The 26,681-nt window shown below is 57.0% G+C and carries 23 protein-coding genes, 1 tRNA gene and 1 riboswitch; of the genes, 19 read left to right on the forward strand and 5 right to left on the reverse strand.

Annotated features, from left to right (window positions below; translation table 11 throughout):
• The 13 genes from ABJZ52_RS15580 to serA all read left to right on the forward strand — a co-directional run.
• On the forward strand, positions 1–538 hold a 538-nt coding region (locus ABJZ52_RS15580), incomplete at its 5' end, for a YbgC/FadM family acyl-CoA thioesterase (RefSeq protein ID WP_348487817.1).
• 224 nt (positions 539–762) lie between these two features.
• Entirely contained in the window at positions 763–1,470 is a 708-nt protein-coding gene (gene tolQ / locus ABJZ52_RS15585) for a protein TolQ (protein WP_348184679.1), read from the forward strand.
• Positions 1,471–1,473: 3 nt separating this feature from the next.
• Positions 1,474–1,926, forward strand: a complete 453-nt coding sequence (gene tolR, locus ABJZ52_RS15590; RefSeq protein ID WP_153771931.1) for a protein TolR — start codon at positions 1,474–1,476, stop codon at positions 1,924–1,926.
• Between the two features lie 6 nt (positions 1,927–1,932).
• Positions 1,933–2,889 (forward strand): cell envelope biogenesis protein TolA, encoded by a 957-nt coding sequence (locus tag ABJZ52_RS15595; protein ID WP_348184682.1) that lies wholly within the window; start codon positions 1,933–1,935, stop codon positions 2,887–2,889.
• A gap of 34 nt (positions 2,890–2,923) precedes the next feature.
• Positions 2,924–4,273 (forward strand): Tol-Pal system beta propeller repeat protein TolB, encoded by a 1,350-nt coding sequence (gene tolB, locus ABJZ52_RS15600; RefSeq protein WP_348184684.1) that lies wholly within the window; start codon positions 2,924–2,926, stop codon positions 4,271–4,273.
• A 175-nt stretch (positions 4,274–4,448) separates the two neighbouring features.
• Positions 4,449–4,877 (forward strand): peptidoglycan-associated lipoprotein Pal, encoded by a 429-nt coding sequence (pal, locus tag ABJZ52_RS15605; RefSeq protein ID WP_246542112.1) that lies wholly within the window; start codon positions 4,449–4,451, stop codon positions 4,875–4,877.
• Between the two features lie 181 nt (positions 4,878–5,058).
• Positions 5,059–5,994, forward strand: a complete 936-nt coding sequence (gene ybgF / locus ABJZ52_RS15610) for a tol-pal system protein YbgF (protein WP_348184686.1) — start codon at positions 5,059–5,061, stop codon at positions 5,992–5,994.
• Positions 5,978–7,300: a tRNA lysidine(34) synthetase TilS gene (gene tilS, locus ABJZ52_RS15615; RefSeq protein ID WP_348184688.1), complete on the forward strand. Its 1,323-nt coding sequence runs from the start codon at positions 5,978–5,980 to the stop codon at positions 7,298–7,300. The genes ybgF and tilS overlap by 17 nt, the downstream gene beginning before the upstream one ends.
• Positions 7,301–7,502: 202 nt before the next feature.
• On the forward strand, positions 7,503–9,425 hold the full coding sequence (gene ftsH / locus ABJZ52_RS15620; RefSeq protein ID WP_348184690.1) for an ATP-dependent zinc metalloprotease FtsH: 1,923 nt from the start codon (positions 7,503–7,505) through the stop codon (positions 9,423–9,425).
• A gap of 166 nt (positions 9,426–9,591) precedes the next feature.
• Positions 9,592–10,935 (forward strand): phosphoglucosamine mutase, encoded by a 1,344-nt coding sequence (gene glmM, locus ABJZ52_RS15625; protein WP_348184692.1) that lies wholly within the window; start codon positions 9,592–9,594, stop codon positions 10,933–10,935.
• A 207-nt stretch (positions 10,936–11,142) separates the two neighbouring features.
• Positions 11,143–11,970: an outer membrane protein gene (locus ABJZ52_RS15630; RefSeq protein WP_348184694.1), complete on the forward strand. Its 828-nt coding sequence runs from the start codon at positions 11,143–11,145 to the stop codon at positions 11,968–11,970.
• Positions 11,971–12,135: 165 nt separating this feature from the next.
• Positions 12,136–13,302, forward strand: a complete 1,167-nt coding sequence (locus ABJZ52_RS15635; protein ID WP_348184696.1) for a phosphoserine transaminase — start codon at positions 12,136–12,138, stop codon at positions 13,300–13,302.
• A gap of 87 nt (positions 13,303–13,389) precedes the next feature.
• Positions 13,390–14,976 carry a phosphoglycerate dehydrogenase gene (serA, locus tag ABJZ52_RS15640; RefSeq protein ID WP_348184698.1) on the forward strand — a complete coding sequence of 529 codons (1,587 nt, stop codon included), beginning with the start codon at positions 13,390–13,392 and terminating at the stop codon, positions 14,974–14,976.
• 57 nt (positions 14,977–15,033) lie between these two features.
• Here the strand turns inward: serA and ABJZ52_RS15645 are convergent, their stop codons facing one another.
• Entirely contained in the window at positions 15,034–15,924 is an 891-nt protein-coding gene (locus tag ABJZ52_RS15645; RefSeq protein ID WP_348184700.1) for a DMT family transporter, read from the reverse strand.
• A 339-nt stretch (positions 15,925–16,263) separates the two neighbouring features.
• On the opposite strand from ABJZ52_RS15645, the gene ABJZ52_RS15650 reads away from it, so the two are divergent.
• The 4 genes from ABJZ52_RS15650 (at position 16,264) to ABJZ52_RS15665 (ending at position 21,575) form a co-directional block, all read left to right on the forward strand.
• Positions 16,264–17,553: an adenylosuccinate synthase gene (locus ABJZ52_RS15650; RefSeq protein ID WP_348184797.1), complete on the forward strand. Its 1,290-nt coding sequence runs from the start codon at positions 16,264–16,266 to the stop codon at positions 17,551–17,553.
• A 260-nt stretch (positions 17,554–17,813) separates the two neighbouring features.
• Entirely contained in the window at positions 17,814–19,526 is a 1,713-nt protein-coding gene (locus ABJZ52_RS15655; RefSeq protein WP_348184702.1) for a hypothetical protein, read from the forward strand.
• A 75-nt stretch (positions 19,527–19,601) separates the two neighbouring features.
• Positions 19,602–19,707, forward strand: a riboswitch (TPP riboswitch).
• Positions 19,708–19,851: 144 nt separating this feature from the next.
• Positions 19,852–20,610 carry an ABC transporter permease gene (locus tag ABJZ52_RS15660; RefSeq protein ID WP_348184704.1) on the forward strand — a complete coding sequence of 253 codons (759 nt, stop codon included), beginning with the start codon at positions 19,852–19,854 and terminating at the stop codon, positions 20,608–20,610.
• Between the two features lie 26 nt (positions 20,611–20,636).
• On the forward strand, positions 20,637–21,575 hold the full coding sequence (locus ABJZ52_RS15665) for an ABC transporter substrate-binding protein (protein ID WP_348184706.1): 939 nt from the start codon (positions 20,637–20,639) through the stop codon (positions 21,573–21,575).
• Positions 21,576–21,661: 86 nt separating this feature from the next.
• Here the strand turns inward: ABJZ52_RS15665 and rpoH are convergent, their stop codons facing one another.
• Positions 21,662–22,546 (reverse strand): RNA polymerase sigma factor RpoH, encoded by an 885-nt coding sequence (gene rpoH / locus ABJZ52_RS15670; protein ID WP_348184708.1) that lies wholly within the window; start codon positions 22,544–22,546, stop codon positions 21,662–21,664.
• A gap of 187 nt (positions 22,547–22,733) precedes the next feature.
• A complete protein-coding gene (locus tag ABJZ52_RS15675; protein WP_348184710.1) occupies positions 22,734–23,759 on the reverse strand; it encodes an RluA family pseudouridine synthase in 1,026 nt (341 codons plus the stop codon).
• Between ABJZ52_RS15675 and ABJZ52_RS15680 the strand changes: the two genes are divergently transcribed.
• Positions 23,758–24,123 carry a hypothetical protein gene (locus ABJZ52_RS15680; RefSeq protein ID WP_348184712.1) on the forward strand — a complete coding sequence of 122 codons (366 nt, stop codon included), beginning with the start codon at positions 23,758–23,760 and terminating at the stop codon, positions 24,121–24,123. The two genes, ABJZ52_RS15675 and ABJZ52_RS15680, sit on opposite strands and share 2 nt — an antisense overlap.
• A gap of 114 nt (positions 24,124–24,237) precedes the next feature.
• Positions 24,238–24,312: transfer RNA gene (locus tag ABJZ52_RS15685), tRNA-Glu, on the forward strand.
• Between the two features lie 101 nt (positions 24,313–24,413).
• On the opposite strand, the gene ABJZ52_RS15690 is transcribed toward ABJZ52_RS15685, so the two are convergent.
• Together ABJZ52_RS15690 and ABJZ52_RS15695 are read right to left on the reverse strand one after the other, a co-directional pair.
• A complete protein-coding gene (locus ABJZ52_RS15690) occupies positions 24,414–25,187 on the reverse strand; it encodes a DeoR/GlpR family DNA-binding transcription regulator (protein ID WP_348184714.1) in 774 nt (257 codons plus the stop codon).
• A 64-nt stretch (positions 25,188–25,251) separates the two neighbouring features.
• Complete coding sequence (locus ABJZ52_RS15695) at positions 25,252–26,628, reverse strand: hypothetical protein (protein WP_348184716.1); 1,377 nt, start codon at positions 26,626–26,628, stop codon at positions 25,252–25,254.
• Positions 26,629–26,681: the final 53 nt, after the last annotated feature.

Below are 26,681 nucleotides of genomic sequence, written 5' to 3' on the forward strand. Positions count from 1 at the left end.
TTGTCTTGTTGCCGGGCCGTCTGCTATTGGGGCTGAGATGACAAACGCAGAGGATATGCGCGTGACGACCTGGCCCGACCTTTCCGGCCGAATTCTGGATGGCAAACATGTGCTGCCGGTTCGCGTCTACTATGAAGACACGGATTTTACCGGGATCGTCTACCATGGCGCCTATGTTCAGTTCTTCGAACGGGGGCGATCCGATTTTCTGCGGCTTGCGAACATTCATCACTCCGAACTGAAGGCGGGTGTGGATGGCGCATCCCTCGCATTTGCTGTTCGCAAGATGAACATCGAGTTCTTCAAACCTGCGACGATCGATGATGTCCTTGAAGTCAGAACCACTCTCGCCGAGCAGAAGGGCGCTCGCATTGCCCTGCGCCAGGAAATCTTGAGGGAAGGGATTTTGCTCGTCTCGGCCGACGTCCTGGTGGCCGTGATTACGGAAGACGGACGTCCAACCCGTCTGCCGCTTCCTATTGCGCAACGTCTTGCACAACTGGGAAGCGCGGCAGAAATATCCGGCGATCTGGCATAGTTCCTGAAAATGTTTAAGGTTCACGGCAATTCTTAATTGTCCGGTAACCATAATTGATTCTTTTGAATGCTGGCCCCAGGACTAGGTGTCAGTCCCAGTTTCGCCAAAATCGGCAGTCACAGAGACGAGTGAGCCTGACACCCAAGCACTAGGGGCAATTTGGCGCGCCGACATTCGGTTCGCTTGAACAGGTACAGTCTTTCGCCCAAGAGGTCTTTTGTTTCATGAATGAACTTGTCCAGTCGACGTTGGCGGCGCAGGAAGGCGATATTTCGTTCTTCGCCCTCTTCTGGGAAGCACATATCGTCGTCAAGATCGTCATGCTCGGCCTGATCGGCGCTTCCGTATGGTGTTGGGCGATCATCGTCGACAAAACGCTGCTTTATGGGCGCACCAAGCGCCAGATGAACCGTTTTGAAACGGTGTTCTGGTCCGGTCAGTCCTTGGAGGAGCTTTACGGCACGCTCCAGAACCGTGTGAACCATTCCATGGCTGCACTTTTTGTTGCGGCCATGCGGGAGTGGAAGCGCAGTCACGAGGGCGCGCGCCCTGCTATTGGAAGCCTTCAGCAGCGGATCGACCGGGTCATGGATGTAACCATCCAGCGCGAGGCCGATCGGCTTGAGAGCCGACTTCTTATCCTTGCGACCGTTGGTTCCGCCGCGCCCTTCATCGGGCTCTTCGGTACGGTTTGGGGTATCATGACCGCTTTCCAGGCGATCGCCAGCTCGCAGAGCACCAACCTTGCCGTTGTCGCGCCAGGGATCGCAGAAGCGCTCTTTGCAACAGCGCTTGGCCTTCTGGCCGCTATTCCCGCTGTTATTGCCTATAACAAGCTGTCTTCTGATGTGGGCAAGGCCGTTGGCCGCATGGAAGGCTTCGCAGACGAATTTTCGGCCATCTTGTCCCGTCAGATCGACGAAAGGACCTGAGCCATGGGCATGCAGGTCGGAGGTGGTCAAGGCGGAGGTGGCAGACGCGGCCGCCGTCGTCGCCGGAATCAGCTGGTTAGCGAAATCAATGTCACGCCCTTCGTGGACGTGATGCTGGTGCTTCTTATCATCTTCATGGTGGCGGCGCCGTTGCTGACCGTCGGCGTTCCGATCGATTTGCCGGAAACCCGGGCCAAGGCCCTGGAAGGTGATACGGAGCCGCTCACGATTTCCGTGAATTCTGCGGGACAGATCTACATTCAGGATACGGAAATCGCCATCGATGAGGTTGTTCCCAAACTCGAGGCGATCGCAGCCAACGGGTATGACGAGCGCATTTATGTGCGTGGTGACCAGGATGCTGACTACGGCGTCATGATGAAGATCATGGGCCGAATAAATGCGGCCGGTTTCAAGCGTCTCGGCCTTGTGACTCTCGAAGAACAGGATTCATAGAGCACAATGCGTGCTGGTCTCATTGCGTCTTTGGCCGGCCATACGGCCGTTTTGGTCTGGGGGCTTGTTGCCCTTCCGGATGCCGAGACCTTTTCGACCAGCCCGGTAGACTCGCTTCCTGTCGAACTCGTGCCTGTCGAAGAATTGACCAGGTTGCAGAAGGGCGAGAAGACCGAAACCGAGATTCGTGACGTAGCGGCACTTACGCCGACAGAGGCACCACCCAGGGAAGCTCCTCAGCCCGAAGAAAAGCCCGGCGATGCGACCGCTGAACAGGCTCCTGCCCCGACACCTGAGCCGGCCCCCGAACCCGAGCCTGTTCCAGAACCCGAACCAGAGCCAGAACCCATGCCGGAGCCTGAGCCTAGCCCGGAACCGGAGCCTGCGCCCGAACCAGAGCCCACGCCTGCCGCAGAACCAGAGCCTGAACCAGAGCCCGCGCCGGTTGAAGAGCCCAAGCCCGTGGTCACCAATGTGACGCCTAGGACCAAGCCGACACCGCCGCGCCCGACGCAGACGGCCGAGAAGCCGCAGGATGAGAATTTCAATCCGAACCAGATCTCGGCTCTTCTCAACAAGGTTGAGCCAGCTGGTGGCAGCACGTCTACGACACAGGACCCGGCATCACTCGGCAGTCGCCAGGGTGCAGAAAATGTTCGCATGAGCCAATCCGAGCTTGATGCCTTGCGCGGCCAGATCGCAAGATGCTGGAGCCCGCCCGTCGGTGCTGTTGGGGCCGAGACGCTCAAGGTCAGGGTCAAGTTCGGTCTCGATCGTTCGGGGCAGGTCTCGGGCAGTCCAGAAGTGCTGACGTCGAGTTCTCATCCGGCTTTTCGTGCGGCGTCCAGCAGCGCGGTGCGCGCAGTCATGCGGTGCGCTCCCTACAATCTGCCGGCGGCCAAGTACGACGCATGGCAGGAAGTGATTATCAATTTTGATCCGCGCGAACTTGTTGGCGGATAATACGTTACAGAGGAAACAAGGAGCCTTGCTGAAGATGCGCGACGTGCCGAGTTATGCCCGTTTCCTGTCCCGTTTGAAAACGGCGGCAGCTGCCTGCCTGTTGACCGTTGCTGCTGCCCTGCCGGCCGCACCAGCTCTTGCACTCATCGAAATCGATGTGACGCAAGGCCAGATCGAGCCGATGCCTGTTGCCCTGCCGTCGTTCGGTGCCGAAGGTGGCGATCCGAAGCTTTCGCAGGACATGGCGGCTGTGATTGCCGCTGACCTGAAACGTTCAGGTCTATTCAATCCTCTCGATCCCGCCAGTTTCATTCAGAAAAACATGAATGTGAACACCACGCCGCGTTTTGGTGATTGGCGCACAATTGGCGCACAGGCGTTGGTCAGCGGTTCGGTGACCAAGCAGGCTGATGGACGCTTGCGTGCAGAATTCCGTCTGTGGGACGTCTTCGCTTCAGAGCAGATGCTCGGACAGCAATTTTATACAACCCCAGAAAACTGGCGTCGTCTGGCGCATATCATTGCTGATGCGATCTACGAGCGGCTGACGGGTGAAAAAGGCTACTTCGATACGCGCATCGTCTTTGTTGACGAGACCGGTCCGAAGGACAAGCGGGTCAAGAAGCTCGCCATCATGGATCAGGATGGCGCCAATGTTCGCTACCTGACGCGTGGCGACGACCTTGTTCTGACGCCTAGATTTTCTCCGACAAGCCAGGAAATCACTTACATGTCCTACGGGGCCGCCGATCCGAGCGTCTATCTGCTCAATATCGAGACTGGCCAACGTGAGATCGTCGGGAATTTCCCGGGCATGACCTTCGCCCCGCGTTTCTCGCCCAACGGGCAGCAGGTCATTATGAGCCTGCAGCAGGGTGCGAACGCGAACATCTTCACGATGGATCTGCGGTCCCGGAAAACCACGCGCCTGACAAATTCCGCGGCGATCGACACAAGCCCGTCTTTCTCACCCGATGGCAAGCGCGTCGTGTTTGAATCCGATCGGGGTGGGTCACAACAGCTCTATGTCATGAATGCCAACGGCGGCAATGCGCAGCGCATCTCATTCGGGCCGGGCCGCTATTCCACGCCAGTCTGGTCGCCCCGCGGCGATCTGATCGCCTTTACGAAACAGCATCAGGGCCGCTTCATGATCGGTGTGATGAAACCTGATGGTAAGGGCGAGCGGATCCTCACGGAGGGCTATCACAACGAAGGGCCGGCTTGGTCACCAAATGGCCGTGTTCTGGTGTTCTTCCGCGATACGCCGGGCGCGAATGGCGGACCTCAGGTCTGGACCGTCGACCTGACCGGATACAATGAGCAGCGTGTTGCGACACCTGCCTTCGCGTCGGATCCGTCCTGGTCGCCCTTGATCGATTGACGGATTTAGTTTTTGTCTGTGTTAACGTCTTGCTAACCAACTTTGCCAAGGTCGTCTTAACCAGCTTTGTATAGAGATCGTTCACCCTGTCGGGGCCGGTGGGGATAGGAGAATGAAGATGTTGGAATTGGGGAAGTATGCGCGAAGCGCAAAAATGTTGCTGGCGATCGGCGCCATGCTGTTTGTTGCAGCTTGTGCCCAGACCCAGCCTGACGGCCTGAAAGGCAATGTCGCGCCCGGAACTGGTCAGGACTTTGTCGTGAACGTCGGTGATCGAGTGTATTTTGAAGAGGATCAATCGACGGTCAATGCGCAGGCGCAGGCTACCTTGGACAAGCAGTCTCAATGGCTCGCGAAATATTCCAAGTACACGATCACGATTGAAGGCCATGCGGATGAGCGCGGCACACGCCAGTATAATATCGCACTTGGTGCTCGACGTGCTGCGGCAGCCCGGGACTATCTTGTGTCGCGTGGGGTTTCGGCGTCACGCATCAAGACAATTTCCTACGGCAAGGAACGCCCGGTCGCTGTGTGTAACGACAACAGCTGCTGGTCCCAGAACCGTCGCGCTGTCACGGTTTTGAACAATGTGACCAACTGATTCCGGGATCAAAGAGTAGAACAGAGGGTCGGATATTTCCGACCCTTTTTTCGTTTTCGCGGACCCCAAGCCTTGGTAATTGTTGTTGCATCTGCCAAAATTTGGCCGAAGTCGGCGCGCCCTGTGGTATCCAGCGATACCGATGGTTCAGGCGGCATGCCGAGATAACGAGGAGGATAGTATGGTGACATTTCGAGGACTTGCGGTCCTCTTGGCAGCGTTGGGACTGGCCGTTGTGTTGGCAACGCCTTCCGAAGCGCAGCTCTTCGGTAGGAAGAAAGACGATTCAACAGTTCGTGTCAATGAACTGGAGGAGCGTTTGAGAGTTCTTACCGGCCAGATCGAGCAGCTGTCGTTCCAAATGCGCGAACTGCAGGATCAGATGCGGCGCATGCAGGAAGACAACGAGTATCGCTTCCAGCAGCTCGAAGGCGGTACGCCGGGCAAACGCTCTGACGTTGCACCCTCCCAAACAGATGGCGCGCAGGAGTTCTCAGGCGCGCCAAAACCGCTCGGAACTTTGCCAGCGCCTGGCTCGGGAGATGCGGATTGGTCGGCGACCGGCGGATATGAAAACGGCACAACGAACTTGCCAACCAACGGACCAATTGACCTGTCGGCACTCGCTGGCGGGGCTGCCGACGTTCCATCCGGCCCTACAGGTCTCGACGCACCGAAGGACCCGCTGACGACCCAGTCGGCGCAGACTTTTGCCGGTCTGAGTGCAAGCGGTGACCCGCGTGAGGACTACGACCGGGCCTACAGCTATGCCGTCAATGGCCAATATGCGGCGGCGGAAGAAGGTTTTCGCGCCTTCATCGAAACTTATCCTGACGACAGGTTGGCCCCCAATGCACAGTTCTGGTTGGGCGAGAGCCTCCTGGCGCAACGCAATTACCGCGATGCTGCCGATGCCTTTCTGAAGACCTACACAGATAATCCGGGAAGCGACAAAAACCCCGACAGCCTCCTAAAGCTTGGGCTTTCCCTGAACGGCCTTGGCGAAGGGGACGCCGCCTGCGCGACTTTTGCCGAGCTCTTGAGCAAGTTCCCGAATGCTGCGCCCGCCGTTCTCAGCCAGGCGCGGGAAGAACGTAGCCGTGCGCAGTGCTCCTGAGCAGGACGCCTGCTGTCAGGTTCTAAGCCCAGTTCAGATCGATCTGACCTTCAAGAATTTTCATGCCTTTTCCTGTCTCGCGATCGGCGTGTCAGGCGGCTCTGATTCACTTGCCCTTCTTCGTCTGCTGCATGACTGGCAACAACGCTCGCGCTGGCCCGGCCGCTTTCTTGTTTTGACAGTGGATCATGGTCTTCGGCAAGAAAGTGCAGAGGAAGCGAAGTTCGTAGGTGATCTCTGCCTCAAGATTGGCGTCGACCACAGGACGCTTCGCTGGGTGTCTGCCAAGCCAACATCAAACCTTCAGGACGAGGCTCGAAAAGCTCGCTTCAGGCTCTTTGCCGAGGCAATGTCACAGTTTGGCGCGGAAGCGCTTGTTCTTGCTCATCATATGGATGACCAGGTCGAGACATTTCTGGACCGGCTCACGCGTGGCAGTGGCGTCTATGGTCTTGGTGCAATGCGTGCCGACGAGCGCTCTGGTCCAGAGGGATTGCGACTCCTGCGGCCATTGCTTGACGTTTCAAAAGCGCAGCTGCAGGCGACCTTGCAGCAAATGGGGCAGGGGTGGCGCGAAGACCCTTCAAACGACAGTACGGCCTACAAGCGCGTGCGATTGAGGCACCTGGCGGCGGAACTCGCTGCTGAAGGGCTGGATGTTGCGCGGCTGGTTGAGACAGCGGGCAGGCTTCGGCGGGCTGGGGATGCGATTGATACTTGGGTTGACCATGTTTTGCAGAACAATGTTGAGGAACATTCTGCTGGCCCACTCGCCTTGCACTGCGAGCATTATTCAGGATTGCCGGAGGAGGTTCGGCTCAGGCTGCTTTCACGCCTGTTTCTCAGGGTGACAGGAAGTGCGTATCCGCCTCGGCTCGCCAAGCTTGAGGCCCTTGATCTTGCGCTTTGCACCAATGGCGAGGTTCGTTTGACCTTGGGCGGTGCGCAGATCGTGCGCTTTGGCGAGCGTTTTTGTTTCTGGAAGGAAGCGGGTAGACGCTTGCCCGAAACCATAAGCTCTCAAGGGCTGGACGTTTTGGTTTGGGATGGTCGTTTTCGTATTTCGGCTGCGCAGAGCGAAAGGGTCGAGGAGGACCTGGTGATCGGGCCATTGGCTGCTGCACCTGCTGCCGACGTCGACTTCACCTTTCCTGACAGTATGCCGAAGGAGGCTTTTACGACATGTCCGGCAATTTGGCGGGGCGAGAAGCTCTTGCTGGTTCCGGGTCTTTTTCATTCTGATGCGGAGATTGAGGCGTCGCTCGCAGTGGAGCACGTGCGAGAATTGTCCCGGCGCAAGGCGTAAAAGCGTAAAAATTTCGCCGATTTTTTGCCGGCTTTGTCGTGGATAAGAAAAAAAGCACCTGATTCACTTCGAGATTTAAGAAAAAAGTCAGTGCAGTTGCGCAAGAATGGCGCACCGCCTTGGCAGAGGGCTCTCTGCGACCTATCTTGGGATCAAGTACAAACCCGCGCACGTTGCCGCCCTTGGCGGTAAAGGGATCGAAATGAACGCAAATTTTCGCAACTTCGCACTTTGGGTGATCATTGCCTTGCTGCTGATCGCCTTGTTTCAGCTGTTCCAGAGCCCAGGCCAGCGGAGTGCGACCAATGAGGTCGCCTTCTCGCAGTTCCTGAACCAGACCGAACGCGGGGAAGTCCGCGACGTGACCATTCAGGAGCAGCAGATCTCCGGTCATTACAACAGCGGTGGCTCGTTCCAGACCTACGCGCCGGAAAACGCGCAATATGTCAACCTGCTCCGCGAGAAGGGCGTGCTGATTAACGCACGGCCGCCGTCAGAGAATTTCTCTCTGCTTGGCGCACTTTTCTCATGGCTGCCAATGCTGATTATTCTTGGCATCTGGATCTTTGTGATGCGCCAGATGCAAGGTGGAGCAGGCGGCAAGGCGATGGGCTTCGGCAAATCCAAGGCCAAGCTGCTCACCGAAGCTCATGGGCGCGTTACATTTGATGACGTTGCCGGCATTGATGAAGCCAAGGAAGACCTTCAGGAGATCGTTGAGTTCCTGCGCGACCCGCAGAAATTCCAGCGCCTTGGAGGCCGGATCCCGCGCGGCGTTCTTCTGGTCGGTCCTCCAGGAACTGGTAAAACGCTCACTGCACGGGCCGTCGCGGGTGAGGCGAATGTGCCGTTTTTCACCATCTCCGGCTCTGACTTTGTCGAAATGTTTGTCGGTGTGGGTGCGAGTCGTGTCCGCGATATGTTCGAGCAGGCGAAGAAAAACTCCCCTTGCATCATCTTTATCGATGAAATCGATGCTGTTGGACGTCACCGCGGCGCCGGTCTCGGCGGCGGCAATGATGAGCGTGAGCAGACATTGAACCAGTTGCTGGTGGAGATGGATGGTTTTGAAGCAAACGAAGGCGTCATCATCATTGCTGCGACCAACCGTCCTGACGTTCTGGACCCCGCGCTCCTTCGGCCGGGCCGCTTCGACCGTCAGATCGTCGTGCCGAATCCCGACATCACTGGCCGCGAGAAGATCCTCAAGGTTCACATGCGCAAGGTGCCGCTCGCGCCTGATGTCGATGTGAAGACACTGGCTCGCGGAACGCCTGGCTTCTCTGGCGCAGATTTGATGAACCTGGTCAACGAAGCCGCGCTTCTGGCAGCTCGCCGTTCCAAGCGTCTGGTGACCATGGCCGAGTTCGAGGATGCCAAGGATAAGGTGATGATGGGCGCGGAGCGCCGCACCCTGGTCATGACCGAAGAAGAGAAGAAGCTGACGGCCTATCATGAAGCCGGCCATGCACTGGTCGCACTTCATCAGGAAGCTTCCGATCCTATCCACAAGGCAACCATCATTCCGCGCGGACGTGCGCTTGGAATGGTGATGCGCCTTCCGGAGAAGGATCAGGTCTCTTTGACGCGTGCTAAGTGCAAGGCCGACCTCGCTGTTGCAATGGGTGGACGCGTGGCCGAGGAAATGATCTTCGGCTATGAGAAAGTTACCTCCGGCGCGTCTGGTGATATCCAGATGGCGACCAAACTTGCCAGGGCTATGGCGACGCAGTTTGGTATGTCCGACAAGCTCGGACCGCTGCTCTATGGTGAAAACCAGGAAGAGGTTTTCCTTGGTCATTCTGTTGCCAAGAACCAGCATGTGTCCGACGAAACTCAGAAGATCGTCGACGCGGAGATCAAGTCCTTTGTCAATCAGGGCTATGAGACCGCAAAGAAGGTTCTGGGCGATTATGAGGATGAGCTGCACACGATCGCCAAGGGGCTTCTTGAGTACGAAACCCTGTCGGGTGACGAGATCAAGAATCTTCTGAATGGCAAGCCACCTGTGCGCGACACCGATGACGATCAGCCTATCGGGCGGTCTTCGGCAGTGCCCTCGGCAGGGGTCAAGCGTGGTGGTGATGAGCCAAGCGGCGGCATGGAGCCTCAACCGCAGGCCTGATGAAACCATAGTTGGTTGATTGAAATGCCCGGTCTTGACCGGGCATTTTTCTTGGCAAAAATCCGTAACATTCGCTCATAATTTTTGAACCGTATTGTTGGATGATCCGGGTTAAGGTCTGGGCTCAAAAGACCTGCGACGAACACTTACAGGGACATCAATTCTCATGCGCAAGTTCTTCGGAACGGACGGCATCCGCGGCCGTGCAAATGTATTTCCCATGACGGCCGAAATGGCACTCAAGGTCGGGATGGCTGCAGGGCTTGCCTTCAAGAATGGTGAGCATCGCCACCGGGTGGTGATCGGCAAGGATACGCGGCTGTCAGGATATATGATCGAAAATGCGCTTGTTGCCGGGTTTACGTCCGTTGGTATGGATGTATTCCTCCTTGGCCCGATGCCCACACCCTCCGTTGCCATGCTGACCCGATCCCTGAGGGCCGACCTCGGCGTGATGATCTCCGCGTCTCACAATCCCTTCCACGACAATGGCATCAAGTTTTTCGGGCCGGACGGGTTCAAGCTTAGTGATGGCATTGAGCTTGAGATTGAGGCGCTGGCAGAGAGTGATATGACCAGCCGTCTTTCCGGTTCGGGAGAGCTCGGCAGAGCGAGGCGGATCGAAGGTGCGCAGCAACGTTATATCGAGTTTGCCAAGCGTACTTTGCCGCGCGAGATGAGCCTCGAGGGTCTGCGCGTCGTGATCGATTGTGCCAATGGCGCCGCCTACAAGGTTGCCCCGGAGGCGCTTTGGGAGCTGGGCGCGGATGTTGTGAGCCTCGGAGTGTCTCCTGACGGGTTCAACATCAACAAGGATTGTGGATCGACCTCTACCGATGCGCTTGCCAAAAAGGTTCATGAGGTGCGCGCCGATATAGGCATCGCTCTTGATGGCGATGCGGACCGGGTCATCATCGTGGATGAGAACGGTAACGTGATTGACGGCGACCAGTTGATGGCCGTCGTCGCCCAGTCCTGGCAGGCCCGTAACCGTCTTTCCCAACCAGGTATTGTTGCGACCGTTATGTCAAACCTTGGCCTCGAGCGTTATCTTGGAGGCCTAGGGTTGTCTCTCGCCCGGACCAAGGTTGGTGACCGCTATGTGGTCGAGCATATGCGAGCGCAGGGCTATAATGTTGGCGGTGAGCAGTCCGGCCATATTGTTCTGTCCGATTTTGCGACGACGGGAGACGGCTTGATCGCAGCGCTTCAGGTCATGGCCTGCGTGAAAGACATGGGGCGTTCGGTTTCGGAGGTTTGCCGACGGTTCGATCCAGTGCCCCAGCTGTTGAAGAACGTGCGCTACAGTGGAGGTACCCCTCTTGAGCAGGCTGACGTCAAGGCTGCCATTGAAGAGGGTGAACACCGGCTTGGCAATTCTGGCCGCCTCGTCATTCGCGCATCTGGAACTGAACCGCTTATCCGCGTCATGGCGGAGGGAGATGACGCCGGCCTTGTCAAGCAGGTCGTCAATGACATCGCCGATGTTGTTGCCAGGACGGCCGCCTGACAGCCTCACAAGTACTATTGAATATATGCATTCACGAAGAGGCATCACTTTCTCAGTGGTGCCTTTCTTTCGTATGCCTTAATGGAAGCTAGTGCCGTTAAGTATATGTTAAGGTAAAAAAACGACGTTAAAGAACAGGGTTAAGTCGACCTTAATATTTTTTGTCCAATCTTCCCTTGATGTATCTAGCGCGACCCGCAGAGGTTTATGCGGACGCCTGACCTGAAGGACGAGGACATGGTCATGTTTTTAAAGCGATTGTCTTTGACCGGCGCCGCAGTGGTTCTGTCATCTGCGGCCATGGCGGCTGATCTGCCGCCCCCGGTCATCGAGCATATTCCCGAAGTTCCAGCATCCGGCGGATGGTATCTGCGTGGTGATATCGGTTACAAGCTTTACAATGAGCCGAATACCACATTCAACGGCAACTCAGGGCTGCTGCGATATGATCGCGAAGAGCTTGATGATGCCTGGATGATTGGCGTTGGTGTTGGTTATCAGTTTACGGACTATTTCCGTGGCGACCTGACCATCGATTATGAAACAAAGGCCGAGTACTCCGGCCGTGCGCCGTGTGCTTGTGTGGCGCCAGGCTATTCGGTCGAAAAGGCTGATATCGATGTCTGGACTGTGATGTTGAACGGTTATGTCGACATTGGAACATGGCACAATATCACGCCTTATGTTGGTGCGGGCATCGGTGCGTCCTACGTGAACGTCAGTGGATACAATTCTGTGAATCCGAATGGAACGACGCCAAGTTATGATGGCTCGAATGGTGAGTGGAATCTCGCCTGGGCGCTAATGGCTGGGGCATCTTACGCGGTCACGAACAACTGGAGCATTGACGCCGGGTATCAATATAGAAACCTCGGTACCGGCAAATCTGTGAAAATTCACGATTCTGGGAACACTCGTGTAAAATTCGAGGATCTGACTGCCCACGAATTCCGTCTGGGTGCTCGCTATACCTTCGATAGCTATGCGGCAGCTCCAAGCTATTATCCGGCACAGCCGATCACCAGCAACTTCTAAGCTGGTCCTCGCAAGCGATTCGAAAAAGCCGGCCCATTGGGTTGGCTTTTTCTGTTTGCGTGGCAATTGTCTCGAATTGAATTGACGAAATGCCGGAACAGTCATATCCCCATCAGTGGGCCACCCCTCCCCAACGAGGGGCTCCTATCTGTGAGGGTAGATTACATGACTATAGGAATCTCGAAGCCGGACGTGCGTCCGGCCAATCCCAATTTTTCGTCCGGACCCTGCTCCAAGAGACCTGGCTGGTCCCTTGAGGGCCTCGCCGATGCGCCGCTTGGCCGGTCTCATCGTGCCAAGGTTGGCAAAGCCAAACTGGCTGAGGCGATAGACCTGACACGCGAAGTGCTCAAGGTTCCTGCCGACTACCGTATCGGCATCGTCCCTGCATCAGACACCGGTGCTGTCGAAATGGCCATGTGGTCACTTCTCGGCGCTCGTCCGGTCGACATGCTTGCCTGGGAGAGCTTTGGTTCTGGTTGGGTCACGGATGTCCTGAAGCAGCTGAAGCTAGACGATGCTCGCAAGATCGAAGCGCCCTATGGCGAACTGCCCGATCTCGCCAGTGTCGACTTTTCCCACGATGTGGTCTTCACCTGGAATGGCACGACGTCCGGCGTTCGAGTTCCGAATGCGGATTGGATTCCAGCCGATCGTGAGGGTCTGACCATCTGTGACGCCACTTCTGCTGCGTTTGCGCAGAATCTGGATTTTACCAAGCTCGATGTTGTGACTTTCTCCTGGCAAAAAGTGCTTGGCGGCGAGGCTGCTCACGGGGTTTTGATCTTGAGCCCGCGGGCTGTCGAGCGTCTCGAGAGCTATGTCCCATCCTGGCCTTTGCCCAAGATCTTCCGCATGACAAAGGGCGGCAAGTTGATCGAAGGCGTTTTCAAGGGTGAGACGATCAACACACCGTCGATGCTCTGCGTTGAAGACTATCTCGATGCGCTGAAGTGGTCCCAGTCCATTGGTGGTTTGGAAGGCCTGCGGGCTCGCGCTGATGGCAATTTGAAAGTTCTTGCGGACTGGGTCGAGAAGACCGACTGGGTCGATTTTCTGGCTGTGGATCCGGCGACGAGATCCAATACGTCGGTCTGTTTCAAGGTGGTAGACCCGGACGTGACGGCGCTTCCTGGGGATGCTCAGGCAGCATTTGCCAAGTCGATGGTTGCCGCGCTCGATGCGGAAGGCGTTGCCTATGACATCGGTGCGTACCGCGATGCCCCATCCGGTCTGAGAATCTGGTCTGGAGCGACGATCGAAGCGGCTGATCTCGAGGCACTGGTTGCCTGGCTTGACTGGGCTTTTGCCGAGCAGAAAGCGCGGCTCTAAAAGCCGAAATCCTTCAAGTGACATGGAAAATGTGCTCGACCGGTGACCCGGCCGAGCCCTCTTCAACACAATTGAGGAGTGCGCCTTATGGCTCCGAAAGTATTGATTTCAGACAAGCTGTCGCCTGCCGCCGTCCAGATCTTCAAGGATCGCGGGATCGACGTCGATTTCCAGCCTGACCTTGGCAAGGACAAGGAGAAACTCCTTGCCGTCATTGGCGACTATGATGGTCTCGCGATTCGATCGGCCACAAAGGTCACGGAAAAGATCATTGCTGCAGCCGATAACCTCAAGGTGATTGGTCGAGCCGGTATCGGCGTCGACAACGTTGATATCCCGCATGCGACCGCACGCGGCATCATCGTCATGAACACGCCGTTCGGCAACGCGATCACCACCGCGGAACATGCAATTGCGATGATGTTTTCGGCCGCGCGGCAGATTCCAGCCGCGGATGTGTCGACACAGGCTGGCAAATGGGAAAAGTCCCGGTTTATGGGAACGGAAATCACGGCGAAAACACTGGGTCTGATTGGCTGCGGCAATATCGGTTCCATCGTCGCTGACCGTGCGATCGGGCTCAAGATGAAGGTGGTGGCATTTGATCCGTTTCTGACGCCCGAGCGTGCTGTGGCTTTGGGCGTTGAGAAAGTCGAGCTCGACGAGCTTTTGCGCCGTGCTGATTTTCTTACGTTGCATACGCCTCTGACTGACAAAACCCGCAACATCATTGACGCTGCAGCGATTGAGAAAATGAAGTCCGGTGCGTTCATCATCAATTGCGCCCGTGGTGGCTTGGTGGATGAGGCGGCCGTTCGAGCAGCATTGGACGAAGGGAAGCTAGGCGGTGCGGCTTTTGATGTCTTCGTTCAGGAGCCGGCAAAGGAAAACACCCTGTTCGGTGCTCCCAATTTTGTCTCGACGCCGCATCTCGGGGCGTCGACCAGCGAAGCGCAGGAAAATGTTGCGCTGCAGGTCGCAGAGCAGATGTGCGATTTTCTGCTGGAGGGGGCGGTTTCCAACGCGCTCAACATGCCATCGATATCGGCTGAAGAAGCTCCCAAACTGACGCCATTCGTCCAATTGGCCGAACAGCTGGGTTCCTTCGCGGGGCAGCTTACGGAGAGCGGAATCAAGACGGTGCGTCTGGAATATGCAGGGGCGGTTGCCGATCTTAATACGAAGGCGCTGACTTCAGCCGCGCTGACAGGTGTTCTCACCCCTCTGCTTCAGACTGTGAACATGGTGTCTGCGCCTGTCATGGCCCGTGAACGCGGGATTGAAGTGGAAGAAATTCGCCGAGAGAAAAAAGGTGCTTATGAGACCTACATCCGATTGACCCTGGTCACAGAGCATCAGGAGCGCTCTGTCGCGGGCACCGTGTTCGCAGATGGCAAGCCGAGGATCATCCAGGTGAAAGGCATCAACATGGAAGCCGAACTTGGCTCTCACATGCTCTATGTCACCAATGAGGACAAACCCGGTTTCATTGGTCATCTGGGCATGGAGCTTGGGAGTGCAGGCGTCAACATTGCGACCTTCAATCTCGGACGCAATGCAGCTGGGCAGGATGCGATTTGTCTTGTTGAAGTCGACGGCAAGGTTTCCCAGCAGGTGATGGATCGTTTGGCTGCTGTCTCCCATGTTAAGCAGGTGAAGTCTCTGTCGTTCTGAGAGCGGGCATCGAGCCAATTTGTTGAAGAGGCGGTTCTTTGGGCCGCCTTTTCTTTTTTAGGCCAGACCGAGGCGGCGAAGGATGCGGCCGTCGAGGACCAGCAACCCCAAAAGCAGCAAGCCAAGTCCGCCAATCTGGAAGCCTGTCAGGCTCTCATCCAAAACTATTGCGCCAAAAAGGATCGCGGTTGCAGGTACGATGAGGGTAACCAGCGATGCATCGGTAGCGCCTGCGTCTGCAAGGACCCTGAAATAGATCAGGTAGGCCGCCGCTGTTGCGACCAGCCCAAGTGCCAGGACGTTGGCCCAGACTTCGAGAGAAACACTGGTCACCGCCCAGGTGCCTGACGACAGAACGGCGATCGGCAACATGATAAGGCTTGAGCCGGTAAGCTGGCCGGTCGCTGATATGATAGGTGGCAGGTCCTTGAAGCGCTTCGCATAAGCGGCAGCCAGTCCATAGGACAAAGCCGCACCCAGGCAAGCGAGTTGAGCCCAAAGTGGATCGTGACCTGCTCCCGTCAAATTCGGTAGCAGCATCAGAGCAACACCGGCAATGCCCAGAACAACACCTGCAGCTCGATGAAACTGGACGGCCTCCTGCTGGAGAAGTACTGCGGCAATGACAAAGGTGAAAATCGGCGTCGTTGCATTGAGGATCGACGCGAGTCCTGCAGATATTTCGGTCTGTCCCCAAAAGAGGAGCGAAAAGGGAACTGCATTGTTCAGCAGTCCCATGACGAGAAAAGAGACGATGAGTCCGGGAGAAAGCGGGAAGGAGATGCCGCGAAGCCGCAGAACGATATGAAGGGCCACGCCTGCAATCAAAACTCGCAGGAAGACCAGAACGAGCGGTGGGATTTCTGCGACTGCCAGCTTGGCGAATAGAAAGGAACCGCCCCAGATCGTACCGAGCAGAAACAGCAAGAACCAATTCGCCATTGTCATGGATGTATCCGTCCTTGCGGGTTGTTGGAACGCGCTCACTAACAGCTGTCGGCAGCGGGGGACACCCGAAAACCGATCTTAGAGACAACTCCGGTTGAGTGTCTGATATTCATCGTCAAGGACTGGAAATGAGCCGCAAGATATGGATCATGCTGGGTTAGGTCTTTGATATTGAACGCCTTTTAATGCGTTTGCGAAAAAGCGGATCCGGGGCTCGCAACTTGATGACCAAATGGCTATAGTCCGCCGCGTTTGCCTCGGATACCTGTTCGGGGCTTGATGTGTTTGCGCCTAATTCAAAAGGCGCCTGTAATGCCGCTTCAGGAGGGCGTTTATTCCATGGCCAATGTGGTTGTCGTCGGATCGCAATGGGGGGACGAAGGCAAAGGCAAGATCGTTGACTGGTTGTCCGAGCAAGCCGATGTGATTGTCCGTTTCCAGGGTGGCCACAATGCCGGCCATACGCTGGTGATTGATGGCGTCAGCTACAAGTTGTCCCTTCTGCCGTCAGGCGTTGTGCGCGGGAAGCTCTCGGTTATCGGCAATGGTGTCGTTCTGGATCCGCATGCTCTTGTGGACGAACTTGCGCGCCTCAAGTCCCAGGGCATTGTTGTCACGCCGGAGAACCTGCGCATTGCAGAGAATTCGACGCTGATCCTTTCGCTTCACCGTGAGCTGGACGCCCTGCGCGAGAATTCAAACACCGGAACACGTATCGGCACCACCAAGCGCGGTATCGGTCCGGCTTACGAGGACAAGGTCGGCCGTCGCGCGATCCGTTTGATGGACCTCAAGAACCTGTCGACGCTGCCGGCAAAGATCGATCGTTTGCTGACCCATCACAATGCCCTGCGCCGCGGTCTTGGACAGGACGAAATTTCGGCACAAGCGATCTATGACGAGTTGTCGAGTGTTGCCGACAATGTGCTGCCTTTCATGGACTCCGTCTGGTATCTGCTCGATGCGCAGCGCAAGGCTGGCAAGCGTATCCTGTTCGAAGGCGCTCAGGGTGCTCTGCTGGATATCGATCACGGTACCTATCCGTTCGTGACGTCTTCGAACACGGTCGCCGGTCAGGCTGCCACCGGCTGTGGTCTTGGCCCGGGCGCCGTCGACTATGTGCTTGGCATCACCAAGGCCTACACGACGCGCGTTGGCGAGGGGCCGTTCCCGACCGAGCAACAGAACGAAGTCGGCGAGTTTCTCGGCACGCGCGGCCATGAATTCGGCACGGTAACTGGTCGTCGGCGGCGTTGTGGCTGGTTTGATGCGGTGCTGGTTCGTCAGACTGTTTGCACCTCCGGTATCAATGGCATAGCGCTGACCAAGCTCGACGTCCTCGATGGACTGGAAGAGATCAAAATCTGCGTTGGCTATGAGCTCGACGGTGAGCGAATCGATTATCTCCCCGCGTCTCAAGGTGCGCAGGAACGGGTCGTGCCGATTTACGAAACCTTGCCGGGTTGGAAAGAATCCACAGAAGGTGCACGTACCTGGGCCGATTTGCCCGCACAGGCCGTCAAATACGTTCGTCATGTCGAAGAGCTGATTGGTGCTCCGGTCGCGCTGCTTTCGACCAGCCCGGAACGCGACGATACAATCCTGGTTCAAAACCCCTTCCAGGGCTGATTTTTCAAGTTTTGCAAATGCTTGGGACCGGCGCCGCTTTGTTTCCGGAAGGAACAAGGCGGCGCTTTTCTTTTTGCTTGGGTTACAATGCGAAGCTGCTGCCCGTGATGATTTCAGAACTCGAAAGAGTTGCGCGGGAGGCGTGTCGGGATCACGGGACTTGTGAACGCCAACAAGGGCTTCGCCTGCGCAAGAGTTTGGTATAAGCCTGTCTTAAGACACAAGAGATTTGACCGGGCGTACATCCGACGGGCAGGAAGATGGCTGACTACTATTCCATTTTGAAAAAGACGATCGCATCGCTGCCGGAAAACAACGGAGCAGCGCGGCGAAGTGTTTACAGCCGCGCCCGCAACGCAATCGTCAATCAACTCAAGGCCTATGAGCCGCCTTTGTCTCCCTCCGAGATCACTTCGGAGCAATTGCGGCTTGAAGAAGCCATTCGGAAGGTTGAGGCAGAAGCTGCGCGCGAAAGCCTTGGTCTGACATCGAAAGCCAAGGGGTCGCCGTCAGCCGAACCTGCGGCCGCGCCAGCGGCCCAAGCTCCTGCGCCGGCTGCGACAGTCGCCGACCCTGTTGGTTCTGCGCCCGAAATTCCGTCCGCTCCGCAAAATAGGACTTCGGAACCGGTTCGAACCGAACCAATTTTGCCGGAACCATCGACGTCTTCGCCGCTGAAAGATGTGGTGGAAGAAGCTGGAAACCTTGGTGAGGCTTCGCACAAGGCGGTCCAGGACACCAAAGATGCGATGGTCGGGGACCGTTCTACGGAACGCTTGGAACCACTCTTTGGTTCGGGTGAAGAAACACTCGACACGGCCGACGGGAAAGCGTTGGACGAGAGTGCACCTGTAGATGCGATCGCGCCGCCCCTTGAGGATCAGACGGAGCGATCCAGGTCACGACGAAAATCTGGCGAACGGAAGAGCGCGTCGGCAGCGCTCAAGGGAGACGGAAAGTCTTCCATCTTGCCGATGGCATTGGTTGGCGCGTTGGTGATCATCGCGCTCGGCATCGCGGCGGTCCTGTATTCGCAAAGGGATATGGTCTCCGGCATCGTGGCGGGATCCGATCCGGCGGCCACCGAAAATCCGACCGAAGCTGTTGTCGAAGATGAGCAACCGGCCGAGACTGCGGCACAGACTGACACTGCAGATTCGTCCGAAGCGGACGACGCATCGAAGAATGAGGACCGTTTGCTTGGTGGGGATGGTGAGCCCGCGGCTGCTTCCGATGCGCGAAGTGTTACCACCACGTTGATCACGCCGGGCGAGGACAGTGTGCCGCGCAGCACTCCATCCGAGGCTGAGACGCCGGAAACAGCCGGGCAGCCAGAGACGGCGCCGGAAGAGCCGGTGGTCGCGCCCACGGTGACGTCCGAGGATCGCGTGCCATCTATCGTGTCCACGCCGCCTGCAGACGCCACGCCCGGTGTCCAGAAGTCTATCCTCTATGAAGAGGGTGAGAACTCCAATGGTGCCGGAACGGCGTCCCAGGGTGAGGTCGTTTGGTCCATCGATCAGGAGACTGACCTTGAAGGCAATGCACAAAGCGTGCTGAGCGCAGTCGTTCGCATTCCGGAGCGCAATGTTGCCGTGGATATTCGGATCAAACCGAATGATGACGTGTCTCTTCCCGCAAGCCATCTCGTTGAGATCAAGTATGATTTCCCGGAGACCTTCTCCGCGGGAGATGTGGTGAATGTTCCTGGGCTTGTGATGAAACCGACCGAAGAAGCCCGCGGTGACGCTCTGATTGGGGCTTCAGTCAAGGTTTCGCCGGGATACTTCTGGATCGCACTTTCCAGCATCAGCAGCGAGATGGAACGCAATATGGGGCTTCTGCGCGAGAGGGGCTGGATCGATATCCCGATGCTCTACGACAACGGCAAGCGCGGTATCCTGACCCTTGAGAAGGGCGAAGCCGGAAGCTCGGCTGTAGAACAGGCGATCGCGGCTTGGCAGGCTGGTTAGCGCGCTCTCTTTCCAGACCATCTGATTTTTTAAATGCACCGGCTTGTCTTTTCTGACGCGCCGGTGCATTTTCATTTTTGGTCCGAGGGGTGTTCCTGAACAGGAACTGAGATGGCTTAGCGCCGAACCCTTAGAACCTGATCCGGGTCATGCCGGCGAAGGGACGGAAGCCTTTAGCCTTTCCCGGATCTCCATTGTCGGTTTCGGTTTGTCCGAAGACGGGAGATCCTTTTGTGTTGAGAAATACCCGTGCGTTCGCGCGCGCGCTGCCGCTGAAACATGAAGCATCCTGCGCTGCCGGCGGCTGTTCGCCGAGGTGTGCAGTATGATCGTCGCGGCGTTTTTTTCTGCTTTTCGCATCGCTGTCGGCCTCTTGCTGTTTGGTCTGGCTTGGGATCTACTCGTCCGGCTGCTCGACATTCCGCCCTATATGTTACCGGGCCCAATGCGGGTTGCTTCTGCATTCCAGGCACGCTGGTTGTTTCTTCTAGAACATGCAGCTCTGACGGCGTCGGAGACGCTTATCGGGTTTTTCTTCGGCGTTCTGGCGGGATCGGTATTGGCGATCTTGATGTGGTTGTCGCCGCTCGCTCGCAGGGCAGTTTTGCCGGTGGTTCTTGTCACGCAGGCTCTCCCGGTCTTCGCCATTGCGCCGATCTTGGTCCTGTGGCTGGGGTTTGGTCTGACGTCAAAGATCGTCATGGCGGTTCTGGTGATCTTCTTCGCGGTAACCTCAGCCTTTTATGATGGTCTGCGCCGCGCCGACAGCGGACTTGCCGACCTTGCGCGGCTCTATCGGCTCTCCCGCTTCAAGGAGCTGCTCTACTTCCGCATTCCCGCCGGATTGCCGGCGCTTGCATCCGGCATTCGCATTGCCGCCGTTTTCGCACCGATTGGCGCGATCGTCGGGGAGTGGGTTGGGGCCAAGGGTGGCCTTGCCTTCATCATGCTTCAGAGCAATGCGCGGATGCAGACGGATGTGATGTTCGCTGCCCTGATCCTGCTTGCGCTCATGGTGCTAGCTCTTCGTTTTTCCGTCGACGCTCTCACGCGGCGGCTCGTTCCCTGGCAGCGCGAGGACTAGTTCTGCCTTTTTTTGGAGAAAATGCCTTGAAAACCTTACTTTCATCGCTTCTAGCGGCTGCTTTGCTGGCAGCAACGCCCGCGACGGCCGCCGAAAAGCTGACGGTGCTACTGGACTGGTTCACCAATCCGGACCATGCGCCGGTGATCACGGCAAAAACCATGGGTTTCTTCGAAGCCGAAGGGCTGGATGTTGAGCTGATCGAACCGGCTGATCCGGCTATGCCGCCGAAACTCGTGGCGGCAGGGCAGGGCGATATTGCCATCTCCTACCAACCCACCTTGCACGCGCAGATCCATGAAGGATTGCCTCTCAAGCGCATCGGTACTCTGGTCGCGACGCCGTTGAACTCCGTCATTGTTTTGGAAGACGGTCCGGTCAAAGAGCTTTCCGATCTCAAGGGAAAGAAGGTCGGTTTCTCCGTTTCGGGGTTTGAGGACGCGATGCTTGGCCAGATGTTGAAGTCCGTCGGTCTCGGCTTTGATGACGTTGAACTGATCAATGTGAATTTTGCGCTGTCTCCATCTTTGATGTCAGGCCAGGTCGACGCCGTGATCGGCGCCTACCGGAACTTTGAACTGACGCAGATCGAGATCGAGGGGAAGAAAGGCAAGGCGTTCTATCCTGAAGAAAATGGCGTGCCGGTGTTCGACGAACTGATTTACGTCGTCCACCAGGATCAGGTCGAAGACCCACGCTATACCAAGTTCATGGCGGCGATCGAGGCAGCAACCATCTATCTCACCAATCACCCTGACGATGCCTGGGAAGCTTTCATCAAGGCTTATCCGAACCTCGATGATGAGTTGAACAGCCGTGCCTGGGCCGACACGTTGCCGCGCTTTGCCAAGCGGCCGTCAACGCTCGATGAAGGACGCTATCAGCGTTTCGCCGAGTTCATGGCGGCTAACGGGCTTATTGATGAGGTGGTTCCGGTTGAGAGCTACGCAGTCGAAATTCGCTAGGTAGAGCATCTATCTGAATAGCGCGGAGCAAAGAAAAAACCGGGCGCCTGTTGGCGCCCGGTTTTGAATTTTGTCTTGGTCTCAGATCAGGCGCTTGGGCGCTCAAATTCACGTGCGCTGCTGCGAACGGCTTTTTGAACCTTTTCAAAAGCACGGACCTCGATCTGACGAACGCGCTCGCGGCTGACGCCAAATTCGCCTGAAAGGTCTTCCAGGGTCATTGGGTCCTCGGTCAAGCGGCGCGCTTCGAAGATGCGGCGCTCGCGGTCGTTCAGCACATCCATGGCGTCAGTCAGGAGCTTGCGACGTACATCCAGCTCCTCCTGATTGGCGAGCATGGTTTCCTGACTCTCGGCATCGTCAACCAGCCAGTCCTGCCACTCGCCTGCGTCAGCCTCGGCGCGTACCGGCGCGTTCAGGCTCGCGTCTCCACCAAGGCGGCGGTTCATGGACACGACCTCTTCCTCGCTGACGCCAAGAGTGGTCGCGATCTGATTGACCTGATCCGGCTTCAGATCGCCCTCGTCCAGAGCCTGGATCTTGCCCTTCAGGCGTCGCAGGTTGAAGAACAGGCGCTTCTGATTGGCTGTGGTGCCCATCTTTACGAGGGACCATGAGCGCAGGATATACTCCTGGATGGCTGCCTTGATCCACCACATCGCATATGTGGCCAGGCGGAAGCCCTTGTCCGGCTCGAACCGCTTGACGGCCTGCATGAGGCCCACGTTGCCTTCGGAAACGACTTCTCCGATCGGCAGGCCGTAGCCGCGATATCCCATGGCAATCTTTGCAACGAGACGCAGGTGCGAATTCACCAGGCGTTCGGCAGCCTGCGGGTCTTCATGCTCCTTGTAGCGCTTGGCGAGCATGAACTCTTCCTGCGGCTGGAGCATTGGAAACTTGCGAATTTCGTCGAGGTAGCGGCTAAGTCCGCCTTCCCCGGCAGTCAACGTCGGTACATTCCGGGCCATCGAATGCGCCCCCTTTCTCCCGAGTAAACGTTCCCTCTGGACAGCCAGGTCCCGCAGATCCCCCACGCAAACCAAGCCTCAATTCTCGAGGCAAACGCACCTTACCGGCGGCCGTTCCCCGGCCCGCCGTAGACTTTAATATAAGTATCAATTCGACGATTGCATGGCTCGAGAGGAGAAAGCTATCCTAAAATTTTCGTAATGCTTGCAAAAGCTCTTCGAAGTCAAAGGGGTATGGGCTCTCAAATCGGAGTGTTTCTCCGCTCACGGGGTGGGCAAATGCCAATAGTCCGGCATGCAACGCCTGACGGGAAAAGTCTGCTATGACACTCTTCAACGGCTCTTCGAGACGATTGACCTTGGTCTTGTATCCCGCTCCATAATCCTGATCACCGATCAGGGGATGATGGATATGGCTCATGTGGACCCGGATCTGATGAGTTCTGCCTGTCTCCAGACGACACTCCATGAGAGAGGCTAGCGCGGGTTGATCTTCGGAACCAAACCGTTCCTTCACCTGCCAATGGGTGATGGCGTGCCGACCACTGGTTTTGACAACGGCAATTTTCTGCCGATTGACATTTGAGCGCGCGAGATTCGCGTCGATCGTTCCCTTGAGACTTGAGGGCGCGCCCCACACCAGCGCTGAATAAGCGCGCTCAAGTGGACCGGTCTTGCCATGATCGGCGAATTGCGCGGAAAGGCCCTGATGTGCGACGTCGGTCTTGGCGACGACCAGCAGGCCGCTGGTCTCCTTGTCGATGCGGTGGACAATGCCGGGGCGCTTGACACCGCCAACGCCAGAGAGACTGTCGCCGCAATGATGGATCAACGCGTTCACCAGTGTGCCGGTCCAGTTTCCGGCGCCCGGATGAACCACAAGCCCGGCCGGCTTGTCGACAACGATGAGATGATCATCCTCGTAGATGATGCTGAGAGGAATGTCTTCTCCCTGCGGCTCGGGATCATCAGCTTCCGGAATGGTCAGGGCCAAAAGTTGCCCTTCGTTGACCCGGAATTTGGGCTCCAGTATCTTGGCGCCGTCCACGGTGACCTCGCCGGCACGGATCAGTGCTTGCACGCGATTACGGCTCAAAGTATCCAGCTGTGCCGCCAGGACGGCATCCAGGCGTTTGCTGGTGTCTTCTGCATCAACCTGATAGGTGAAGTCCGCGTCCATGTTGGCCGTGTCTTCCGGAGTAATATCGTTCATGAATCAACCTGAGCTCGACGGCAAAGGGGGCCAGGGGCCTGAGGATCAACCGCTTGATCCGGCGACCTTGCGTGTGCAAACGCGGCTAAAGCGTCTGCTGGCGGGATCGTCCCTTGTCATGTTTGCGGGATTTATCGCAGTCTTCGCAGCAATCTTCTACAAGATCAACTATTCTGATGGCAGCGTTCCCAAGGGAACAATCGCCTCAAGCATCGCAATTGGCCCCAAGGCGGTTGTCGAGGACATGGAACTCGTCGATGGACGACTGGTTGTTCTTGTCCGCGAAGGCGATGCAACAGCACTTCTTCACTTTGATACAGCCACTGGCAATCTGCTCGGCCGTACCAATCTCGTCTCGCGCTGACTTGCAGTTATAAACAGGCCTGTGCGGTAAATTGCAAAAAGGGACTTGCGCGGAACCGTCCATGGTTTTATACGCGCAATCCTCAGCTCGAGACATTGCTCGCGAGCAAAATGTGCGCCCATCGTCTAGCGGTTAGGACGTCGCCCTTTCACGGCGAAAACAGGGGTTCGATTCCCCTTGGGCGTACCATTTTCCCCTTTGAAGTTTTATCTGCGATTTTCTGGTTGTCAGGCTTTGCCTGTCAGTGTGGTTCGGATTGATGCCACCCGCACCCATCAGCGCGATCGCAATCAGTTCTCGTCGACTTCGCCAGTCTCGATCAGGTCGACTTCTTTTTCATTGGCAATCTGCCGGATCCGCTCTGATGGGCATTGATCCGTGACAAAGGTGTGGACCTGCGACAGGTGCCCGACGCGCACAGGGGCTGTGCGCTCAAACTTGGTGCTGTCCGCCACCAGGATCACGTGACGGGCATTTTCCATGATCGTCTGTGTCACCCGAACTTCGCGATAGTCATAGTCGAGAAGTGATCCGTCAGGATCGATGGCTGACGCGCCGACAATGGCGAAGTCGACCTTGAATTGACGCATGAAGTCGACGGCCGCTTCACCCACGATGCCCCCGTCTGCATGGCGCAAGACGCCGCCGGCGACGACCACCTCGATTTGGGAATAGCCGCGCATCAGACTGGCGACATTGATGTTGTTGGTAATGGCCATCAGTCCGCGATGCTGGAGCAGTGCCTGTGCAACCGCTTCGGTCGTCGTGCCGATGTTGATGAAGAGCGACGCGTTGTCGGGAATGACGTCCGCGACCTTCGAGGCGATATCTGCCTTCTCCTTGCTGGAGATAATCCGCCTTGCCTCGTAGCCTACATTCTCGATGCCCGAGGAAAGCAATGCGCCGCCGTGTGTTCTTGCAAGCAGACGAAGTTCACAAAGCTCGTTCAGGTCCTTGCGGATCGTCTGGGGGCTGACATCGAAGCGTTTTGCCAGATCATCAACGCTGACCCGGCCGGTCTGACGTGCGATTTCCAAAATGGCATTGTGTCTGGCAATCAGCATTAGTGATGTAGTTTCCTTGGCCGATGACCTGACACGGTGGGCTTGGCGTTATTGGGGGGGAGCTTCAGGCAACATCCCGTTTTTTGGTTCCAGGTGTGCCGGGCCGTTTCGCAGGGGCGGGCTTGGCGGCCGTCTTTGTCTTGGCCATAGTGCCAGCTTCCTTGGAGGGGCTGGCAGCGGGCTTTTCGGACTTTCTGGTTGAAGCCTTCTGTTGGGCAGGTACGGCACTGGACGTCTTTTGGGCGGGAGCTGCGCTCGCAGCAGATGTATCTGACCGGACAGCGTTGGCGCGGCTTGAGCGCACGATCCGGTTCATCAGTGCATTTGCGTTGGCAATGGCTGCGTCTGATGGTCGGGACGCTGGTTTTGCTGTTTGGTCAGCCGCAGCAGGAGAGCTGGGTGAGGCAACCTTGTTGCTTACCGGTTTGTTTGCAGTTCTGGTCGGCTTTGCCTTTCCTGGCGCCGCAGGTTTCCCGCCGCTGGAAATTCGGGCGGTTAACGCGGCCAATTCAGAGCGAACGGTTGCAAGTTCCGGAGCTGCTCTCAAATCCTGGCGCAACTTGCCAACCTGGGCCCTTGCGCGTTCGAGGGTTCTCTCGCGGTCATGAACAATCGCAGTCAGCCTGGCTTTTTCATTCTCGGCCCATTTGAGATCACGCCGAAGTTCACGGATTTGGTCGTCTGCTGGCTCTTTGCTCTGATCAAGGATGAGGGACAGTCGGGTCACCTCGGCCTGTGCGGAGATGTACTGGGTCTCGGCGTCAACGAGATTGGCTTCGAGCCTGGTCACCATGGCTCGCAGTTCAGTCTCGTTGGTTTGCAGCAGCGGGTCAGGCGTTTGATCGGTGCGTGCACCGTTCTCGGTTTGCGCCAATTGCCCCTTCAATGTTGCAATTTGTGCCTCAAGGCCGGTGATAGTGGTCAAAGCCACCATATCGTCAGTGGGAGCCCATGCAGCGACCGGTTCAGCCTTTTTCAGCAGGTCGGCATCGGCTCGCGCAGCAGCAAGAGCCTTTTCGGTTTCAGCAAGACGGTCACGGGTCTTTTCCAACTCTGCTGCAAGGGCGCTTGATCTTGCCTTTCGACCGCCTGCTTTTTGCTGTGCCGCTTCAAGTTCGGCCTTAAGTGCAGACAGTTCCTGTGCATGCGCTGTCTGCATCTTGACCATGTCAGTGGTCAGTTTGCCGGCTTCCAGTCTGTGTTGAGCGCTTTTCTGACGCTCGGTCTCGGCCAATCGCTCAGCTTTTCGCAGAGCCAGAGCATGTTTGGCGCGCTCGACGTCTTGCGCTGCGCGAACTTCAATGAAACTGGCCGGATTGACCGCCTTCATCGCCTCCTTGGTGAGGCGTACCGCGCGCTTGTAGATCGCGGGAAAGATCGCAGCCGCCAGCAATGTGGCGAGGAAAAAACCGATTGCAATATACATTGCCGCTTCGATCACGACCGGCTCCGTCAATTGTTCAAGAATACAAAAGCATCCCATCAATAGACGAG

Source organism: Roseibium sp. (assembly GCF_039982295.1).
Taxonomy (GTDB): Bacteria; Pseudomonadota; Alphaproteobacteria; order Rhizobiales; family Stappiaceae; genus Roseibium.

Bases quoted from the DNA above. Each gene is read 5' to 3' on its own strand.
- pal (WP_246542112.1), top strand. From the start codon at position 4,449: ATGCTGTTTGTTGCAGCTTGTGCCCAGACCCAGCCTGACGGCCTGAAA.
- ABJZ52_RS15630 (WP_348184694.1), top strand. From the start codon at position 11,143: ATGCGGACGCCTGACCTGAAGGACGAGGACATGGTCATGTTTTTAAAG.
- ABJZ52_RS15650 (WP_348184797.1), top strand. From the start codon at position 16,264: ATGGCCAATGTGGTTGTCGTCGGATCGCAATGGGGGGACGAAGGCAAA.
- rpoH (WP_348184708.1), bottom strand. From the start codon at position 22,546: ATGGCCCGGAATGTACCGACGTTGACTGCCGGGGAAGGCGGACTTAGC.
- tolQ (WP_348184679.1), top strand. From the start codon at position 763: ATGAATGAACTTGTCCAGTCGACGTTGGCGGCGCAGGAAGGCGATATT.
- ABJZ52_RS15675 (WP_348184710.1), bottom strand. From the start codon at position 23,759: ATGAACGATATTACTCCGGAAGACACGGCCAACATGGACGCGGACTTC.
- ABJZ52_RS15595 (WP_348184682.1), top strand. From the start codon at position 1,933: ATGCGTGCTGGTCTCATTGCGTCTTTGGCCGGCCATACGGCCGTTTTG.
- tolR (WP_153771931.1), top strand. From the start codon at position 1,474: ATGGGCATGCAGGTCGGAGGTGGTCAAGGCGGAGGTGGCAGACGCGGC.
- serA (WP_348184698.1), top strand. From the start codon at position 13,390: ATGGCTCCGAAAGTATTGATTTCAGACAAGCTGTCGCCTGCCGCCGTC.
- tolB (WP_348184684.1), top strand. From the start codon at position 2,924: ATGCGCGACGTGCCGAGTTATGCCCGTTTCCTGTCCCGTTTGAAAACG.
- ABJZ52_RS15635 (WP_348184696.1), top strand. From the start codon at position 12,136: ATGACTATAGGAATCTCGAAGCCGGACGTGCGTCCGGCCAATCCCAAT.
- ftsH (WP_348184690.1), top strand. From the start codon at position 7,503: ATGAACGCAAATTTTCGCAACTTCGCACTTTGGGTGATCATTGCCTTG.
- ABJZ52_RS15645 (WP_348184700.1), bottom strand. From the start codon at position 15,924: ATGACAATGGCGAATTGGTTCTTGCTGTTTCTGCTCGGTACGATCTGG.
- glmM (WP_348184692.1), top strand. From the start codon at position 9,592: ATGCGCAAGTTCTTCGGAACGGACGGCATCCGCGGCCGTGCAAATGTA.
- ABJZ52_RS15690 (WP_348184714.1), bottom strand. From the start codon at position 25,187: ATGCTGATTGCCAGACACAATGCCATTTTGGAAATCGCACGTCAGACC.
- ABJZ52_RS15655 (WP_348184702.1), top strand. From the start codon at position 17,814: ATGGCTGACTACTATTCCATTTTGAAAAAGACGATCGCATCGCTGCCG.
- ybgF (WP_348184686.1), top strand. From the start codon at position 5,059: ATGGTGACATTTCGAGGACTTGCGGTCCTCTTGGCAGCGTTGGGACTG.
- ABJZ52_RS15680 (WP_348184712.1), top strand. From the start codon at position 23,758: ATGAATCAACCTGAGCTCGACGGCAAAGGGGGCCAGGGGCCTGAGGAT.
- ABJZ52_RS15660 (WP_348184704.1), top strand. From the start codon at position 19,852: ATGATCGTCGCGGCGTTTTTTTCTGCTTTTCGCATCGCTGTCGGCCTC.